Genomic DNA, 15,987 nt, shown 5'->3' with positions numbered 1-15,987 from the left:
GTGTCACTCCTCGGATCGCGGCCGCAGATTCTGCGGGTCGAGAAGCGCATCCTGATGGACGGTCACCGGGATGTCGCGATTCAGAATTCGGACACTGAGACCTATTTGCGGCGTACCTTTTCGGACAAACAGCCAACCAAGCGACTTGCCAATCGTGTACCCGTACCCGCCCGACGTCGTCAGACCCACGGGATTTCCGTTCAGTAAAACCGGTTCTCCACCGTGAATGTCGATGTCATCTGCATGTAGCTCTGCGTAGAACAGCTGCCATGTCGGATCGCGTTTCAACAACGCGTCGCGGCCCAAGAAATCACGCCCTTCGCTGACAACAAAACGGTCGAGTCCGACGTCAAGCGGGCCAACATCCGTGGTCAGTTCGCCACTGGCGCGATAAGCTTTTTCCATGCGCATCCCGTTAAAGGCATAGGAACCCAGATCGGTCAGCCCATGCTTGGGCCCCGCTTCGAATAGTGCGTCATAGAGATCACCGATCTGACCTAACGGCGCGTGCAATTCCCACCCCAACTCGCCAACAAACGAGACACGCAAGACATAGCAGGGAATGCCCGCAACACGGATTTCCTGCCCCGAAAGCCATGGAAAGGCACGGTTGGACAGGTCGGCATCGGTAAGCTCGGACAAGATACGGCGCGACGCAGGGCCGGCCAATGCCAACATCCCCCAATCCGCCGAACGGTTGATCATGGTCACATCCTCGCCCGGACGGATGTGTGATCTGATCCAATCAAAATCCGGGGCGGCCCGGGCGATGGGGGAGCCGGTGAAAAACCGATCCTGAGCAATCCGCCAGATTGTGATCTCGGTCACGAAACGGCCATGTGACGTCAGCAAATGGTTCAAGCTGATCCGCCCGTCTTTCGTCGGAATACGGTTGGCCGAAAGCCTGTCCAACAGAGCGCCTGCATCCTTGCCTGAGATTTCGAATTGGGCAAACGCGCAGAGGTCTATCACACCGGCAGAATTGCGGGTGGTTTCAGCTTCGGCGCTGGCGTTTTCGTGCCAGCGCTGATGCCCCCAGCCGATCTGTTCAATTTCTCCCACTTCACCAAAATAGCGCGGGCGCTCCCATCCGGCGATTTCACCGAAAACTGCGCCCTTGGCAGCAAGCCGGTCATACAACGGGTGCTTTCTCAACGGCCGCAGGCTGTCGAACTGCTTGCCCGGACACGGCGTGTCATGGCGGCGCATGAACTCGTCCTTGGTGCGCTCGACGATGAAGCTGTCCGAGGCGAAATCTCCGTAACGGCGGGGATCGAAGCCACGCGTGTTGATCTCGGCCTCGCCATGCACCATCCAATCGGCGAGCACCTTGCCCGCACCGCCGCCCCACGCCAACCCGATGGACGAACCACAGGACAGCCAGACATTTGGGGCACCAGAAGGCCCCACCAACATCCCACCATCGGGCGTGTGCGTGATGGCCCCACGCACGACACGTTTGATACCAAGCTCGGCTAGGATCGGCATTTTGTGGAAGGCCACCATAAGAAAATCGCCGATCGAGTCATAATCGGCCTGAAACAGCTCATTCTCCGCTGCCCATGGCGCACCTTTGGGCATTTCCCAGACTGTCGGGCAGACATGGCCTTCATAAATTCCGATCAAGCCGGATTTCTGTTCCTGTCGGATGTAACCGCCATACGCGTTGTCGCGCATCACGGGTAGCTCCGGCCTGTCGGCGAACTGCGGCACGGTGTCCGTCACAAGGTAATGATGCAGACAGGACACCGAGGGGATTTTCAAACCGAACCACTCACCAACCTGATTGGCATATGAGCCGGCGGCAATCACCACATGTTCGGCCAGAACGTCACCCTTTTCCGTCTGCAGCAGCCACATATCGCCTTTGCGAGAGGCCCCGATTACCCGGTTGTGTCGTTCGATCCGCGCACCGCGCGATCGGGTTGCGACGGCCAGCGCCATGGTCACACTTGAGGGGTCGATATGCCCATCCGCATAGGTGCGAACCGCGGCCTTCACGTCATCAACCCTGTAAAACGGGTTGATCTGCGCCACCTCGTCCGGGCCGATCAGATCCATTGGCAGGTCCAACAGCTTGCCCACGCCCATGATCGATTTCATCCAATCGACTTCATCGTCGGTGGTGGCAATCCGGATGCCGCCGACTTCGTGCCAGCCGATGCTTTGCCCGGTTTCGGCCTCGACCCGCTTGTAGGTTTCGATGGAGGTTTTGTTGATCCACCCCATAAGGCGGCTGCCAACCGCATGGGCGATCTGACCGGCGGCGTGCCAGGTGGACCCGCTGGTCAGTTCTGCTTTTTCAAACAGGATCGTGTCAGCCCATCCGTTTTCCGCCAGCTGAAACTGCGCGGCAACGCCCATGATACCGCCGCCTATAATGGCTACCCGTGTGGATTGGATCGTATCGCTCATGCGAAAGCTACCTTTGCGGGTTTGAGAGAAGCTTTGGCGGCAAAGCCTGTGCAAGCGATCTCGGCTTCGAATCCGTCCACAACTTCCTGTGTTTCCAGAAGATCAAGCGGAGCGTTGATCAGGCCAAGCGCCACTGAGCGGCCAAACCGGTAACTCCACGCGGCCGAGGTGATCTGGCCCACAACTTTGCCATCGAAGTAAATAGGCTCATCGTGCAAGGGGATCGCAGCGGGATCGTCAAACAAGATCGAAACGATGCGCCGCTTGGATTTGTGGTCCTGCAAGGCATCTTCACCGACAAACCCGGTACCCGTGGCGCAGAATACGCCCAACCCGGCCTCAAGCGGTGTGGTACCCGGTGTCAGTTCGTGGCCGAAAGCCCTAAAGCCACTTTCGATGCGAAGCGATCCGCTGGCATAAAGCCCTGCATGGCTTACCCCAGCAGCGACCAGCGCTTCGTGCGCAGCCATCGCCATCTCGGCCGGGATGTAGAGTTCATAGCCTTCTTCGCCGGTAAAGCTGAGCCGCCCCGCCCATCCTCGCGCCAGACCAATCTCAACCGGGGCGAACCGGAAGCGTTTCAGATCGGGCACGGGTGTGTTTGTCGTGGCTTGCAGAACCTCGCGCGCTTTCGCTCCGGCGAGTCCCAATATGGCAAATCCACTAGTCACATCAAAGAACTCGGCACGATAGTTAGTCCTCGTGCCCCGCATCCGTTGCATTACACGGACGGTCTCATTGGCGCCGACGATCATCAGATAGGTTTCAGGCCCATGCCGCTGCACGGTCAGATCACTTTCGACACCGCCGCGCGTATTCAGAATCTGAGTGTAGGCGATACGGCTCTCGGGCATATCCATTTGCGCAGCGCAGAGCCGGTTCAGAAAGGCACATGCATCCGGCCCCTGCACCATGATCTTGCCAAAGGCGCTTTGATCCAGAATGGCCGCACCGCTGCGGCAGGCTTCAACCTCTTGTCCAACCTGATCACGCCAGACTGGTACACCAAAGGTCAGCGGCAGATGGGCGGCTTCGCCACCGAAATGCACCGCGCGCTCCCAACCTCCACGGGCTTCGAATTGCGCTCCGGCGGCCACCAACCCGGCATGAATGGGCGACCGGCGCTGACCTCGCGCTGTCTCCATCGTGCGCCCGGGAAAAGGATTGTCATAGTGCCGACCCAGCACCTCGGGGATGCGGGCTTCCAGCGCGCCAAGGACGTTCATTTCGGGGCTGAACCGGCGAATGTCGGCCTCGTTCAGCTCCATAGTGGGTTCACCGGCAATAATCCATTCGGCCAGCGCTTTGCCTGCTCCACCCGCCAGAGCAATACCGGTCGAGTTCATCCCGCCCATCAGAAACAGCCCCGGCACTTCGGGGCTTTCGCCCAGAATGAACTGGCTGTCGAGGGTGAAGCTTTCAGGCCCGTTCAGCAACATCCGCACCTCGGCCCGTTCCAGCGCCGGAATACGGCGCAGGGCGTTTTCCATCATCGGCATGAAATGGTCCCAGTCCTCATCCAGCAGATCGAATGAGAAATCGGCAGGCAACTTTTCCAGCGGCAGACCCTTGGCGTGTGGCTCGAACGAGCCCACCAATAGCCCTTCAACATCGTCACGGGCATAAAGGAAAGCGTCCTGATCGTTCAACGTGGGCAGATGTACGCCTTTTCCAAGGGCCTGAACCTCGGGCAAGGGTTTGGTCAGGATGTAGAAATGTTCACAAGCATAAAGCGGCATGTGCGCTCCGGCCATGGCCGCGACCTCGCGCGACCAGAGCCCACAGGCGATCACAACCTCGTCGGCCTCAATGACGTGGTCACCGACCTCGACGGCTGATATCCGACCGCTTTTCTTTTGCAGGCCAGTCACGCGGGTATCTTCAAAGATCTGAACCCCTCGCGCCCGTGCGCCTTTGGACAGCGCCAAAGCCACGTCAGAGGGGTTGACCCGCCCATCAGAGGGCGACCAGACAGCGCCAATCACATCATCAACCTCGATCAGCGGCCACAGATCCTTGGCACGGGTCGCATCCACAACCTCGGCCTCAAGCCCGAAGGCACGGCCAAGCGAGACTTGACGTTTGATATTGATCAGCCTGTCTTGGTTGGTGGCAAGCGTCAATGAACCCGTTTGAGTCCAGCCCGTAGCTTGCCCGGTTTCACGTTCAAGCTCGCTGTAGAGGTCGATGGAATAGTTGATCAGCTTCGTCAGTGTCGCCGAAGGCCGCAAGCGCCGCACCAGACCGGCCGCGTGCCATGTGGTGCCGCTGGTGAGTTTCGAGCGTTCCAGAACAACGATGTCCTTCCGCCCTTCGCGCGCCAAATGATAAGCGACCGAGCAGCCGATAACACCACCGCCGATGATGACAGTGCGGGCATGGGTGGGCAACGTCATGACAGCACTCCGTCGCGGATGAGGTCGGATACGGTGTCGCGGAAATGCACGACCGCCTCGTCGATCAGGTCGGGTGTATGTGGCAAGCCAGTGACGCAGGAGGTGAAGGACATGAAGTCCACGCCTCTCTCCAACAACCCGTCTCGCAAACCTTTGACAACAGCGGGGGGTGTTTTGCGGATTGCGGTGGCATCCAGCCCGTCAATGGATCGCCCGCCGAAATAAAGATGGCAGGTCGAGCTGTCGCCATAGGCCAATGCTTGTACGTCCAATGCTCGGAATACAGTGTTGAAGCCATCGCGCAGGCGCGCAGCCATTGCATCGGCGTGGGTCTGAACGTCACCGGTCGATAGAATTTCCATCGCCTTGACCGCACCGGCAGCCACCAAAGGGGCCGCATTGAAGGTGCCCTTGTGGCTGACCGGAGGCGACAGCCCGTCGCGGGTTTCACTGGGGCTGAGCAGATCCATGATATCAGCCCGACCGACAACTGTCCCACCAGGCAGACCTCCGGTGACAATCTTGGCCAGCGTGGTCAGATCCGGTGTCACTCCGTCACGCGCCTGCCGTCCGCCTGGCGACCAGCGCAGGCCGGTGATAACCTCGTCAAAGACCAGCACATGACCAGTTTGATCGGTCAGAGCTCGCACCCCCTGCAAGAACCCGTCCGGTAGCGGGACCGAACCGTAATTTGCGCCGGATGCCTCAACAAAAACGGTTCCGATCTGCGGGTCGCTGTCCAAAAGTTCGGCGACAGCGCCCAGATCTGGGGGGGATATCACCGTCATATCGGTGACAGCGTGCGGTATACCCAAAGAAGGCGCTGTGTTGATGCCGGGTTTGGCACCTTTCATCAACATGTCGTGCCAGCCGTGGAAATGGCCATCGATGCGCAGCACTTTATCACGGCCCGAATGCGCACGGCCCAGTCGCAGGGCCAGCATCGTCGATTCCGTGCCGGACCCCGTGAAACGTACCCGCTGGGCAGATGGAAACAGACGGTTTAGCCATTCGGCCCATTCGACCTCAAGCGGATGACAATCAGCGGTATAGGGCATCCGCGCCATCTGCTGGGCGACAGCTTCGGCGATTTCGGGATGGGCGTGACCCAGTATCTGACTGGCAGCACCCAGTTTGAAATCAATATAGCGCTTGCCGTCCACATCCCATTTCTCGGCCCCTTTTGCCCTCTGGAAATAGATCGGGTGTGGGCTTTTATACCGCAACTCGTGACTGACACCGCCGGGCATCACGGCATGGGCGCGGGCGCTGAGGCTTTGACTTTTCATGAGGATCTGCCGGTTTGCTGTCGTGTCAAACGAATGTCGAAACGCGCGCGCAGCGCCCGGTCAACATCATCAGGAATGTGCTGTGGGAAATGGCCAGACATTATCTCGCGCGCTTTGTCCCGCGCGATGTCCCCCACTGATCGACTACCGTCTTCCTGCCATTCCCGCGGTGTCTTGCGATCCCCGATTTCAGGGTAGAAATAATCTGATTTCATCCGGTTGAACGTGTGTTGTTCGCCCAGATAGTGTCCTTCACCCCGACAAACGTCGGCGATTACATCGGCGGCAATATTCTCGGACGTGGCCTCGATCCCGCGTAGGGTTCGCAGGATATTGCCCAGCATATCATTGTCGCTGACGTAGGCCGCGTGGCTGACGCCCAGCAAACTGGCCTGCATTCCCGCAGCTTGAGTAACGATGTTCGAGCCCGCATGGGCAGCCATGGTCACAGCCAGCGATTTCTCGGCTCCGTATTGCGCATCCAGACATTTGGCGTCGGTAATCCCAGCGATAGAGGAGGTTGGCAGATCGAAATGCCGCCCCATCTGCGCAGCGCCAGCCATCAGAATCGCTTGTTCTCCACCGCCGCCGCACATCGAACCGGTGCGCAGATCTGCAACCAGCGGTTTGGGCGCAAAGATTGCCTTGACCTCTGGGTCAACAAGGCGGGCGAACACAAGCCCCGCCAGCGTTTCGGCCACGGCCTGCACCAACGATCCGGCAATGGTGGCCGGGCTGGTTGCCCCAGCTTGTCCGGCGCTGATCAATTGTACCGGGAAACCCGCCAGAATTGCGGCCTCGAGCACCTCGCATGCTTCCTCGGCAAAGCGCATGGGTGGCACGACGTGGCACACCATTACGGTCAGGAAAGGTCGGGCGCGAAAAGCCGCCTCGCTGCCGGCGACGGCGTAACATAGCTGCGCAATCGTGGGCACATTTTCAGGCTCGCTGATCGACATCGACACATGTTTGGACGTGCCTGCCAGACAGGCATAAGCGGTGTTGAGGTCCATCACCGCATTGTCTTCGATGTCCCGGGCGACAACCGAACGGCTGAAATGGTGGATGTTTTCCATCTGGTCGACAATCCGAGCCGCGTCATACAGGTCAACCAGTGTTGAATCCCGGTAGTCGCCCGTTTCAAGGTCAAACACGCCCGGGGCCGCACCGCCGCTGGACATGTGCACGCGGGCGTTGCTGATATCCAAGTCGTGTTCAGGTGTTTGAGCGCAAAGGGAAAAGTTGCGCTTTGCATCAACAATGGACTGTTGCACCAACGCGCGGGGGAACAGCAAACGGTCGTCGGCCGTCATCGACCCACCGGCCGCAAGCACCTTGTCGATCATCGACGGAATAGCCTGGCTAAGGCCAAGCGTTTCCAGCAGCGTCAGCGCCGTTTCTTCAACCAGCGCCACCTCGTCAGGCAAAAGCGGCTTAAACCGCCCCCCATTGACACCCGGCCAGACCGGAGGGTTCAACGCGGGTTCAGTTGTTTGGTTCAGCCGCTGCTTGCGACCACGCCTGCGGGCGGTAGAGGTCATTTTTCATGAGTCCAGTTTAACTACCTGCAATAGTTGCAGCCATAATGGCCTATTTACAAATGGTCTTTCCTCAGCATTTAGTGAGTTGAACTCATCAGTGAGAATCTCATGCTTCCATCTCTATCCGCGCTGCGCGCTTTCGACGCTGCGGCCAAGGCTGGCAGTTTTCGTGCTGCGGCCGAGCGCCTTGCGGTGACACCAACGGCCATCAGTCACCACATCCGTGGAATGGAAGGTCAACTGGGCACGTTGCTGTTTGAACGTGTAGGGCGTGAAGTCAGGCTGACAGAAGACGGAAAGCGGCTGGCCGAGACAACGGCGCAGGCGTTTGGACTGCTGGAAGACACGGTTGGAACCCTGCGCAGAACATCACGCAAGGTTGTGCGCCTGGCCGCAGGTCCCATTCTGACAGCCCGATGGCTGATGCCGCGCATCAGCGACCTGTGGCAGAGTTTCCCAGGGGTTGAGCTTGAGGTCGTGCCCTCTTACCGCCCGCGCATGGGCGATCAGACGCATGCAGATATTGTCCTGAGCTGGCATCGCCTGGCGGACATGCCACGTGGTGCACTCAAGTTGCTGGAACTACGGCCTGTCGCTATCGCCAGCGCGCAGTACATCAAACAATACGGGCCAATTGACACGCCCGAGGACCTGCTGAACAAACCTATCCTACACCAACGTAACCACTGGGGGTGGCTTGACTGGTTTGTCGCAATGAACGTGCAGCCCTCATCCGCGTTGGCGGGCGTGATCTTCGAAGATGCTAATATTCTGTTGCGCGGCGCAGCCGAAGGACAAGGTGCGGTTGTGGGTTGGCTGCCGCTGATCGATCAGGACCTCAGAGAGGGGCGCGTGCTGCGCCTGTTCGACGAAGATATCAAACCAACGCATGGCTATTTTGTCGAAGCCCAGGACGAAAGCCGGGACCGACGCGAAGTTCAGAACGTGCTCCAGTGGCTGGTTTCGCAAGGTTGAAGGTATAACCGGCAGTGCCCAGCCTGTGAGGGGCGCGTGCGCATCGCTTGTCACGATGCGCTTGATGGTTTTTGAGGTCCCACCCCGCATTTTGGGCAGGACCAATTGTTTTGGACGCGTGCAGAGGTTTTAACCGCGCAGCCTTTCGCCCTTGGGGTCGAATGGAGCCTCTGCCAGAACTCGGCCTATGTGCGGCGTTCCGATCACCTGGATCACCACCTTGTCCCCGGGTCGCGCCACTTCGGGGTTGCGGAACCCAAGGGCAAGCGACTTCCCGACCGAATACCCGTACGCCCCGGATGTGACCCGGCCCACAGGCGCACCTTCGGGCGAAAAGATCGGCTCGCTGCCCGTGGCGTCGGCGTCTTCGGTCACATCCAGTTCGAACACCGACAAAACCTCGCGCGGGGCATTGTCCTTGATCGCCAAATAGGCGTCCTTGTGCAGGAAGTCCTTGTCCAGTTTGATCAGCCCGGTCAATCCGACCTCTTGCGGCCAATACTCCTGAGAATACTCCCGCCCCCAGGACCCATAGCCCTTTTCGATACGCAATGACCCCAATGCACGCCCACCAACCGGGCCTCCGCCGCAATCCTTGGCAGCTTCAAGCAGCGCTGTGTAAAGCGCAACCTGATCGTCTTCGGCGCAATGCAATTCCCAACCCAGATCGCCGGTGAAGCTAACGCGGATGGCCACACATTCCACACCCGCGACGATGATCTTCTGCGACCGCATGAAGCGGAACACGTCGTTGGACAGGTCGGCATTGGTCAGACGCGACAGCCCTTCGCGCGATTTCGGGCCAGCGATGTTGAACCCGGCGATGCGGTCGGTCGCAACCTCCAACGTGGTGCCCTCGGGCATTTCGACCATTTGGAAGAAGCGCTGATGATAGCGTTCGGCCATGCCTGAGCCGATCATCATGTATTCTTCGTCGGCAAGCTTGGTGATGGTGAAGTCACCCGCCACGCCACCGCGAACCGAGATCAAAGGAGTCAGGCAGCTTCGCCCCACCTCGGTGGGCACGCGATTGGCGACCAGACGGTCCAGCCAGTCATAAGCGCCCGGTCCCTTGATCACGTAATTGGCAAAGTTCGAGATATCGATGATACCTACGCTGTTGCGCAGCATCTTTACCTCGCGCCCAACCGGATCGAACCAGTTTTGGCGCGTAAAGCCGGTGGTTTCTTCGGTGCCGGGTTCATCGGCAAACCAAAGCGGGTGTTCCCAGCCGCAGTTGAGCCCAAAGACGCAGCCCATCTGTTTCTGCATCTCGTAAGCGGGACGTACGCGGGCCGGGCGTCCTGCGCTGCGCTCCTCGTTGGGGAAGTGGATCTTGAAGCGGTGGATGTAGGAATCCTGCACGCGCGCTTTGGTGAATTTCTTGTCGGCCCAGTCACCAAAACGGGCCAGATCCCAAGCGAACATGTCATATTGCGGCTCGCCCTCGATCATCCATTGCGCCGCCAAAAGGCCCAGACCACCAGACTGCGAAAACCCGGGGATCAACCCCCCGATCAGAAAATAGTTCTTCAGCTCGGGCACCGGCCCCCACAGCATGTTTGAGTCAGGCGACCAGATCATCGGCCCGTTGATCACCCGCTTGACCCCGGCGGTTGCCGCAACCGGCACCCGCTCGGTGGCGCGGATGACGTTTTCCATGATCCGGTCCAGATCGTCGGGGAACAGGTCATGCGCAAAGTCCAGCGGCGTGCCGTCTTCGGCCCAGAACTTCATGTCTTTCTCATAGGCACCGATCAGCAACCCGTTGCCTTCCTGCCGGAAGTAGTATTCGCCGTCACGGTCGGCGATCGAGGGTAAACGGCGGCCCAGATTGGCCACTTCGTCGATGGCTTCGGTCACGAAATACTGGTGTTCGGTGGGTTGCAGCGGCAGGGTCAGGCCCGCCAGTGCCGCCACTTCACGACCCCAAAGGCCAGCGGCATTGACCACCCACTGGGTATGAATGTCGCCCTTGGGCGTACGCACGATCCAGCTGCCATCGGACTGTTGTTCAGTCCCAATGACCGGGCAGAACCGTTCAATCGTGGCCCCCATGGCCCGGGCCCCAGCAGCATAGGCGTGAGGAACACCCGAGGGGTCCACATTGCCACCATCGGGTTCGTACATGATGCAACGAATGTCATCGAACTGCGCCAGCGGATGGAGTTCTTTCGCCTCTTCCCGGCTGACCTCGTGGAAGTTCAGACCGTAAAATCGTGCTTTGGCCTCTTGCAGGCGCAACTGCTGCTCGCGCTCTTCGGTCTGGGCCAGGTAAAGCGACCCGGGTTGAAACACCCCACAGCTTTGGCCGGTTTCCTTCTCCAGTTCTTTATACAGGTTCATTGTATAATGCTGGATACGAGTGATGTTATTGTTGTCATGCAGACCATGAATGTTGGCGGCCGCGTGCCAGGTCGAGCCGCTGGTCAACTCGTCCCGTTCCAGCAGGATGACGTCAGTCCAACCGAGCTTGGCAAGGTGGTACAGGATTGAAGTACCGGCAAGACCGCCACCTATGACAACAGCTTGTGCGTGGGTTTTCATCAGTAAATGTCCTTAAGCTCACCGCATTTCATGAAGTGATCGATCTGAGTTGAAGGGCCGCAAGTCTGAACTGACGCAATTCTCGGGGTTTGGCTCATGACAGGTGACGCTTTGTGTTGTCTTTCAAAAAGTTGGTTTGGACCCTAGGGTGGTTCACATCTTGTGACATGCGAAAAAAACTGTGGCAAAGCGGTCGATTTTTCTGCGCGTCTGGCGCGCAGGTTTTGATCCGGTGTGTCCGTGCCGCACCAGACGAGGTCCGCTTAACCAATCAGATCGCCGGTCTGCGCCGCCACCGTCATCAGCCAGTCCTGAAACAGCTGAACCGCAGGAGTGGCCCCCGTTTTCCGGAGGTTGGCATAATAGGCCCAAGGGCTTTCCAGATTCAGTTCGAAAGGTTCTATCAACAAACCTCGATCCACATAGGGACGAGCAAGCGATTTCGGCAAGGCCACACATCCCAGAGATTTCGAGGCCAGCTCCAACGCAAGATTCGAGACATTGGTCCTTGGACCTTCTTTCTGGTTCAGATCTTCCAGCCCGAATTCTACCGCCACCTTCTCCCAATAGGCAGGGCGGCCAAGAATGTGAATCAGTTGTGCACTGCCCAATTGATGCGGGTCCCTCATGGGTTGACCCGCGACACAATAGTTCGGGGCGCAGACAACAGTCAGCTTGTCCGTCCACAACCGCGTCAGACCCTCGGCTACGTCGTCGACATGGCTAATGACGATCGAGATGTCTGAGACATTGGGATCGACATCGGTCCAAATCGTGCCGTGAACAGTCAGGGAAATGTCGGGATGCACCTCCGAGAAACTCTGAATGACATCGGGCAACCAGTTTTCGGCCAAGCTGACAGGACAAGAGACGACAACTGTTCGGGTATGAGGTCGCAGCACCAGAGATTGGGTGGCCACATCGATTTCCTGCAACGCATGGCGCACCGAGGGCAGATAAGCTTTGCCCACATCCGTCAGTGACAGAGACCGGGCGTGACGCACGAAAAGCGGGCGCTTTAGAAATTCTTCAAGCGAACGCACGTGATTGCTGACAGCCGACTGCGTACAATTCAGTTCTTCCGCCGCGCTGGTAAAGCTGAGGTGACGGGCAGCGGCCTCGAAAGAGCGCAGAAAGGACAGGTGCGGCAGGTTCATCATGTGCTGTGATCCATGGCAGTTTACATGTCGAGTATGGCGAAGCAGGCCCGGCCTTTTGTACTTTTGCGACAAAAAGAATTTTACATATGGGACAAGACGGATCTCATTGCCACAAAAATTCCGGGGCCAATGCCCTTGGATTGTTTTCGTGCCGCCAAAGTAAAAGGCGCATAATTTTCTGCCAAGACCGGTATCCAGACCCCCAAAACACAAGCAGGCAGGCCGTGGCGGACAGATTTCAAAATATTGCAGACTTTACCCTTGGAACATCTGTCGAGGATATCCCGGCCACAACGCTGAGAGCTGCCGCGCGGATGACGCTGGACACGTTGGGTATCGCGATCGGATCCGCACCGATGACGGCCGGGGTGATCGCACGCGAAACCGCCCGCGCACTCTATGGCGCGGGTGACGATGCCTATGCTGCGCGAATGCTGTTTGACGGTCGCCCGGTCAGTGCCGCCGGAGCCGCCTATGCTGCCGCAACCCAGACCGATAATCTGGATGGCCATGACGGGTATAACCCGACCAAGGGCCATATCGGTGTGGCGGTTATTCCCGCGCTGGCGGCTGTGGCTGAAACGGTCAGAGATTTTTCAGGCCCCGAAGCTCTGGCCGGTGTCACCATTGGCTACGAGGTCGCTGGTCGGGCCGGGATCTCTTTGCACAACACCGTCAGCGATTATCACACTTCGGGCGCATGGAACGCGTTGGGAGTGGTGGCAGTTACGGCTCGGTTACGTGGGCTGAGCGCCGAGCAGATGCGGCAGGCCATGGGGATCGCCGAATACCACGGTCCCCGCAGTCAGATGATGCGGGAAATCGCCAATCCCACCATGTTGCATGACGGTTCAGGTTGGGGTGCCTTGGTCGGGGTATCTTCGGTCGTTCTGGCGGAAAAAGGCTTTGTTGGCGCTCCTGCGATCACCATCGAAGCGGACGAGGTCGCGCCATACTGGCAAGATCTGGGGCGGTTTTGGCAGATGGAGCACCAATATGTGAAACCCTACCCGATCTGCCGTTGGGCACATGCCGCAATTGACGCAACACGTGCGTTGATGCGCGATCATGACCTGAGCCACACGGATATCGCGGCGATCCGGGTCAATACCTTCCGCGAAAGCGCTTGTCTGTTTCAAGGGATGCCAGACGATACGTCGAAGGCACAGTATTCCCTTCCGTTTGCGGTCGCCACCATGGCCGCCCATGGGCGGATCGGGGTCGAACACATCACTGGCGCCGGGCTGTCGGACCCTTTGGTCGCGTCGATTGTCGATCGCATTTCCGTCTTTGAGACGGAACGCCACTCACGCCGCTTCCCCAAAAGCCGGTTCGCCGATGTCTCGATAACACTGACAGATGGGCAGGTTCTGGACTCAGGCGATGTACACGCGCGGGGCGGGCCCGAAGCACCTATGGATGACGCAGAAGTGGACGAGAAGTTCGTGGAATTTGCAGCCCCCTCTTTGGGAACGGACCGGGCCGAAGCCATACGTAAAACGGTATGGGGGCTGTGCGCACCTGGCTCCAAATTCTCGGACTTGGCGGCGCTGCTTTATGATGAGCCGTGAGTTCAGGCGATTGTCGAGGCTCGAGACTGAGCTATGCCTCTGAGCCACCTAAGAAGTATGGACGCCAGCAATAAATCGTTCTGCTCCGCCTTGTTTTCACCTAGCCCCTTCAATTCTCAGGCCAAGATTTCAACGACGTGCACGAAGGTGCTAATACCCGCGAAAACTTACAAAAGAGAACAAATTGAGACTTGAAGACACGGCCCCCGTTTTGAACGGAAGCCGGCTCCAAGTATGCCAAGTCTTACGCTGGGGTAGACAACCCCAGCTGTTCAACAACGGCGCCTGCGGCTTGGGACCAACGTTCTTTCAGTGCGCTGTTTCGATTATGACGCAAACCGATCGACGTCAGAAATGCGAACCGTTTCGGATCGTCTCCGCCAAAGGACACTGCGACACGGGGCCACCAATAGTCCACGGCACCTTGCATCTGCTCTGTCTCTCCGCTTTCTGCCAGCTTCACAGCACCCTCAAGCGCAAGCGCGCCATGATGTGCCTCGACAGCGGCGATCTGACGGAAGACTTCCGCGAGGGGTTGATACGAAACCGTCGAAAACTCAGCCAATTGCTCGGCCACCGCGCGGCTCATCAGAAGGTTCATGATCACGGCGTCGGTCCAGCCTGAGATCGGATAGTTGAACACCGCAAGACGCATGTCATGTTCACTGCGGGTCGCACCGACATCGTCATCCCGATCCAGCCGCGCGGTCCAGGGATGATGCGTAGCATATCGCTCGGTATCTGCACCGAACTCACCCATAATTTTCAGGACGCGGTCTGCGTGATCGGTTTTCTCGAGCACGATTTTGGCAGCCGCGATCCGTTCCTTGATGCCCGGCCCCTGGTTGATGATATCCGCAAAACCGGCGGCGCCTGCCAATTCGCTATCCACAAAGGTTGCCATCAGCTTCATCAGTTCGGCGCGGTAGCGTGGTGGCACATTGGTCGGGTTGGTCAGCACCCCGCCCGCGGCCAGATAGCTGTCAAGTGTCATGGCTTCGGTCATTGATCCTCTCCCTTTATTGGTCGTAGTCCACGACCACGCGGTCTGTTACCGGATAAGCCTGACAGCTCAGCACATAGCCTTTTTCGACCTCGTAATCCTCGAGCGCATGATTGGCGAGCATCTCGACCTCACCCTCGAGCACGCGGCAGCGACAGGTGGAGCACACACCAGCTTTACAGGCGTAAGGCGCGTCCATGGCGTTTTCCAAGGCTGCGTCCAAAATGGACTGATCCTTGGGTAGGGTTACTGTTTGGGTGGAGCCGTCGAGCGTAATTGAAGCGCTGGTCTGGTTCGCCTGCTTTCCTGCCTCTTCTGCAGTTGTCTTGCGCTTGGCCCGACCCGGTTGGGCGCTGGCAAAGAGTTCGAACTTGATCTGGTTGTCTTCAAGCCCGTGCTCCCGCAGCGCGGCGGCAATACCCAGCATCATCGGTTCAGGTCCACAGATGAAGGCCATGTCAACGTTCTTGATGTCGATCCAGTGTTTGAACAGCTCGCCGCATTTTTCCTGCGTCACGAGCCCCGTGAACAGATCAATCTCCTGGGCGTCGGTCTCAAGAATATGGATCACGTTCAGGCGGCCCATATAGAGGTTTTTCAAGTCCTCAAGTTCCTCTCGGAACATGATCGTGTTGACGCCCTTGTTGGCATAGATCAGCGTGAAGTGGGACTTGGGTTCGCGGGCCAGCGTAGTTTTCAGGATCGACAGAACCGGTGTGATACCCGATCCGCCAGCAAAGCCGACGTATTGTTTTTCCGCCTCCGCTTCGATTGGCACGTGAAAGCTGCCCATCGGTGGCATCGCCTGCACAACGTCGCCAACGCTCAGTTCCGCGTTGGCCCAGCTTGAGAATGCTCCACCATCTACACGTTTAATACCAACCTGAAGAACGCCGTCATCCTTGCCAGCGCAGATCGAGTATGAGCGACGGAGTTCTTCGCCGTCAAAATCGCGCCGGAACGTCAGGTACTGACCAGCGACAAAGTTGAATTGGTCCGCTGCGCCATTCGCGGGCTCAAGCGTCACGACAACCGCATCGCGGATGGTTTTGTGGATGTCGGTGACTTTCAGGTCATGAAAACGTGCCAT

General features: G+C 58.4%; 10 protein-coding genes. 2 read left to right on the top strand and 8 right to left on the bottom strand.

Features of this window, described 5'->3' with window-relative positions; genetic code table 11:
* Window positions 1-3: 3 nt before the first annotated feature.
* Genes AC2FJZ_RS11010 through AC2FJZ_RS10995 form a run of 4 tightly spaced genes read right to left on the bottom strand, consistent with a single transcriptional unit; the run spans window position 4 to window position 7,641 of the window.
* On the bottom strand, window positions 4-2,415 hold the full coding sequence (locus AC2FJZ_RS11010; RefSeq protein ID WP_496777583.1) for a GcvT family protein: 2,412 nt from the start codon (window positions 2,413-2,415) through the stop codon (window positions 4-6).
* Window positions 2,412-4,811, bottom strand: a complete 2,400-nt coding sequence (locus tag AC2FJZ_RS11005; RefSeq protein ID WP_496777582.1) for a GcvT family protein — start codon at window positions 4,809-4,811, stop codon at window positions 2,412-2,414. The genes AC2FJZ_RS11010 and AC2FJZ_RS11005 overlap by 4 nt, the downstream gene beginning before the upstream one ends.
* Entirely contained in the window at window positions 4,808-6,100 is a 1,293-nt protein-coding gene (locus AC2FJZ_RS11000) for an aspartate aminotransferase family protein (RefSeq protein WP_496777580.1), read from the bottom strand. The genes AC2FJZ_RS11005 and AC2FJZ_RS11000 overlap by 4 nt, the downstream gene beginning before the upstream one ends.
* Window positions 6,097-7,641, bottom strand: a complete 1,545-nt coding sequence (locus AC2FJZ_RS10995; RefSeq protein ID WP_496777579.1) for a trimethylamine methyltransferase family protein — start codon at window positions 7,639-7,641, stop codon at window positions 6,097-6,099. The genes AC2FJZ_RS11000 and AC2FJZ_RS10995 overlap by 4 nt, the downstream gene beginning before the upstream one ends.
* Window positions 7,642-7,749: 108 nt before the next feature.
* On the opposite strand from AC2FJZ_RS10995, the gene AC2FJZ_RS10990 reads away from it, so the two are divergent.
* Window positions 7,750-8,616 (top strand): LysR family transcriptional regulator, encoded by an 867-nt coding sequence (locus tag AC2FJZ_RS10990; protein WP_496777577.1) that lies wholly within the window; start codon window positions 7,750-7,752, stop codon window positions 8,614-8,616.
* Between the two features lie 129 nt (window positions 8,617-8,745).
* On the opposite strand, the gene AC2FJZ_RS10985 is transcribed toward AC2FJZ_RS10990, so the two are convergent.
* Both AC2FJZ_RS10985 and AC2FJZ_RS10980 read right to left on the bottom strand, forming a co-directional pair.
* Window positions 8,746-11,163 carry a GcvT family protein gene (locus tag AC2FJZ_RS10985; RefSeq protein WP_496777576.1) on the bottom strand — a complete coding sequence of 806 codons (2,418 nt, stop codon included), beginning with the start codon at window positions 11,161-11,163 and terminating at the stop codon, window positions 8,746-8,748.
* 263 nt (window positions 11,164-11,426) lie between these two features.
* Entirely contained in the window at window positions 11,427-12,323 is an 897-nt protein-coding gene (locus tag AC2FJZ_RS10980) for a LysR substrate-binding domain-containing protein (RefSeq protein ID WP_496777574.1), read from the bottom strand.
* A 224-nt stretch (window positions 12,324-12,547) separates the two neighbouring features.
* Between AC2FJZ_RS10980 and AC2FJZ_RS10975 the strand changes: the two genes are divergently transcribed.
* On the top strand, window positions 12,548-13,894 hold the full coding sequence (locus AC2FJZ_RS10975; RefSeq protein ID WP_496777572.1) for an MmgE/PrpD family protein: 1,347 nt from the start codon (window positions 12,548-12,550) through the stop codon (window positions 13,892-13,894).
* Between the two features lie 244 nt (window positions 13,895-14,138).
* Here AC2FJZ_RS10975 and AC2FJZ_RS10970 read toward each other — a convergent pair whose 3' ends face one another.
* Together AC2FJZ_RS10970 and AC2FJZ_RS10965 are read right to left on the bottom strand one after the other, a co-directional pair.
* Window positions 14,139-14,900 carry a Phenylacetic acid catabolic protein gene (locus AC2FJZ_RS10970; RefSeq protein WP_496777570.1) on the bottom strand — a complete coding sequence of 254 codons (762 nt, stop codon included), beginning with the start codon at window positions 14,898-14,900 and terminating at the stop codon, window positions 14,139-14,141.
* A 13-nt stretch (window positions 14,901-14,913) separates the two neighbouring features.
* Window positions 14,914-15,987 carry a 2Fe-2S iron-sulfur cluster-binding protein gene (locus tag AC2FJZ_RS10965; protein ID WP_496777569.1) on the bottom strand — a complete coding sequence of 358 codons (1,074 nt, stop codon included), beginning with the start codon at window positions 15,985-15,987 and terminating at the stop codon, window positions 14,914-14,916.

It is taken from the genome of Ruegeria sp. CDSA079 (genome assembly GCF_059612245.1).
Note: the sequence above shows the minus strand (reverse complement) of the source record. Positions and strands in the feature narration are given on the sequence as shown.

Coding starts and splice junctions, on each gene's coding strand:
- AC2FJZ_RS11010 (WP_496777583.1), bottom strand. CDS start 2,415: ATGAGCGATACGATCCAATCCACACGGGTAGCCATTATAGGCGGCGGT.
- AC2FJZ_RS11005 (WP_496777582.1), bottom strand. CDS start 4,811: ATGACGTTGCCCACCCATGCCCGCACTGTCATCATCGGCGGTGGTGTT.
- AC2FJZ_RS11000 (WP_496777580.1), bottom strand. CDS start 6,100: ATGAAAAGTCAAAGCCTCAGCGCCCGCGCCCATGCCGTGATGCCCGGC.
- AC2FJZ_RS10995 (WP_496777579.1), bottom strand. CDS start 7,641: ATGACCTCTACCGCCCGCAGGCGTGGTCGCAAGCAGCGGCTGAACCAA.
- AC2FJZ_RS10990 (WP_496777577.1), top strand. CDS start 7,750: ATGCTTCCATCTCTATCCGCGCTGCGCGCTTTCGACGCTGCGGCCAAG.
- AC2FJZ_RS10985 (WP_496777576.1), bottom strand. CDS start 11,163: ATGAAAACCCACGCACAAGCTGTTGTCATAGGTGGCGGTCTTGCCGGT.
- AC2FJZ_RS10980 (WP_496777574.1), bottom strand. CDS start 12,323: ATGATGAACCTGCCGCACCTGTCCTTTCTGCGCTCTTTCGAGGCCGCT.
- AC2FJZ_RS10970 (WP_496777570.1), bottom strand. CDS start 14,900: ATGACCGAAGCCATGACACTTGACAGCTATCTGGCCGCGGGCGGGGTG.
- AC2FJZ_RS10965 (WP_496777569.1), bottom strand. CDS start 15,987: ATGGCACGTTTTCATGACCTGAAAGTCACCGACATCCACAAAACCATC.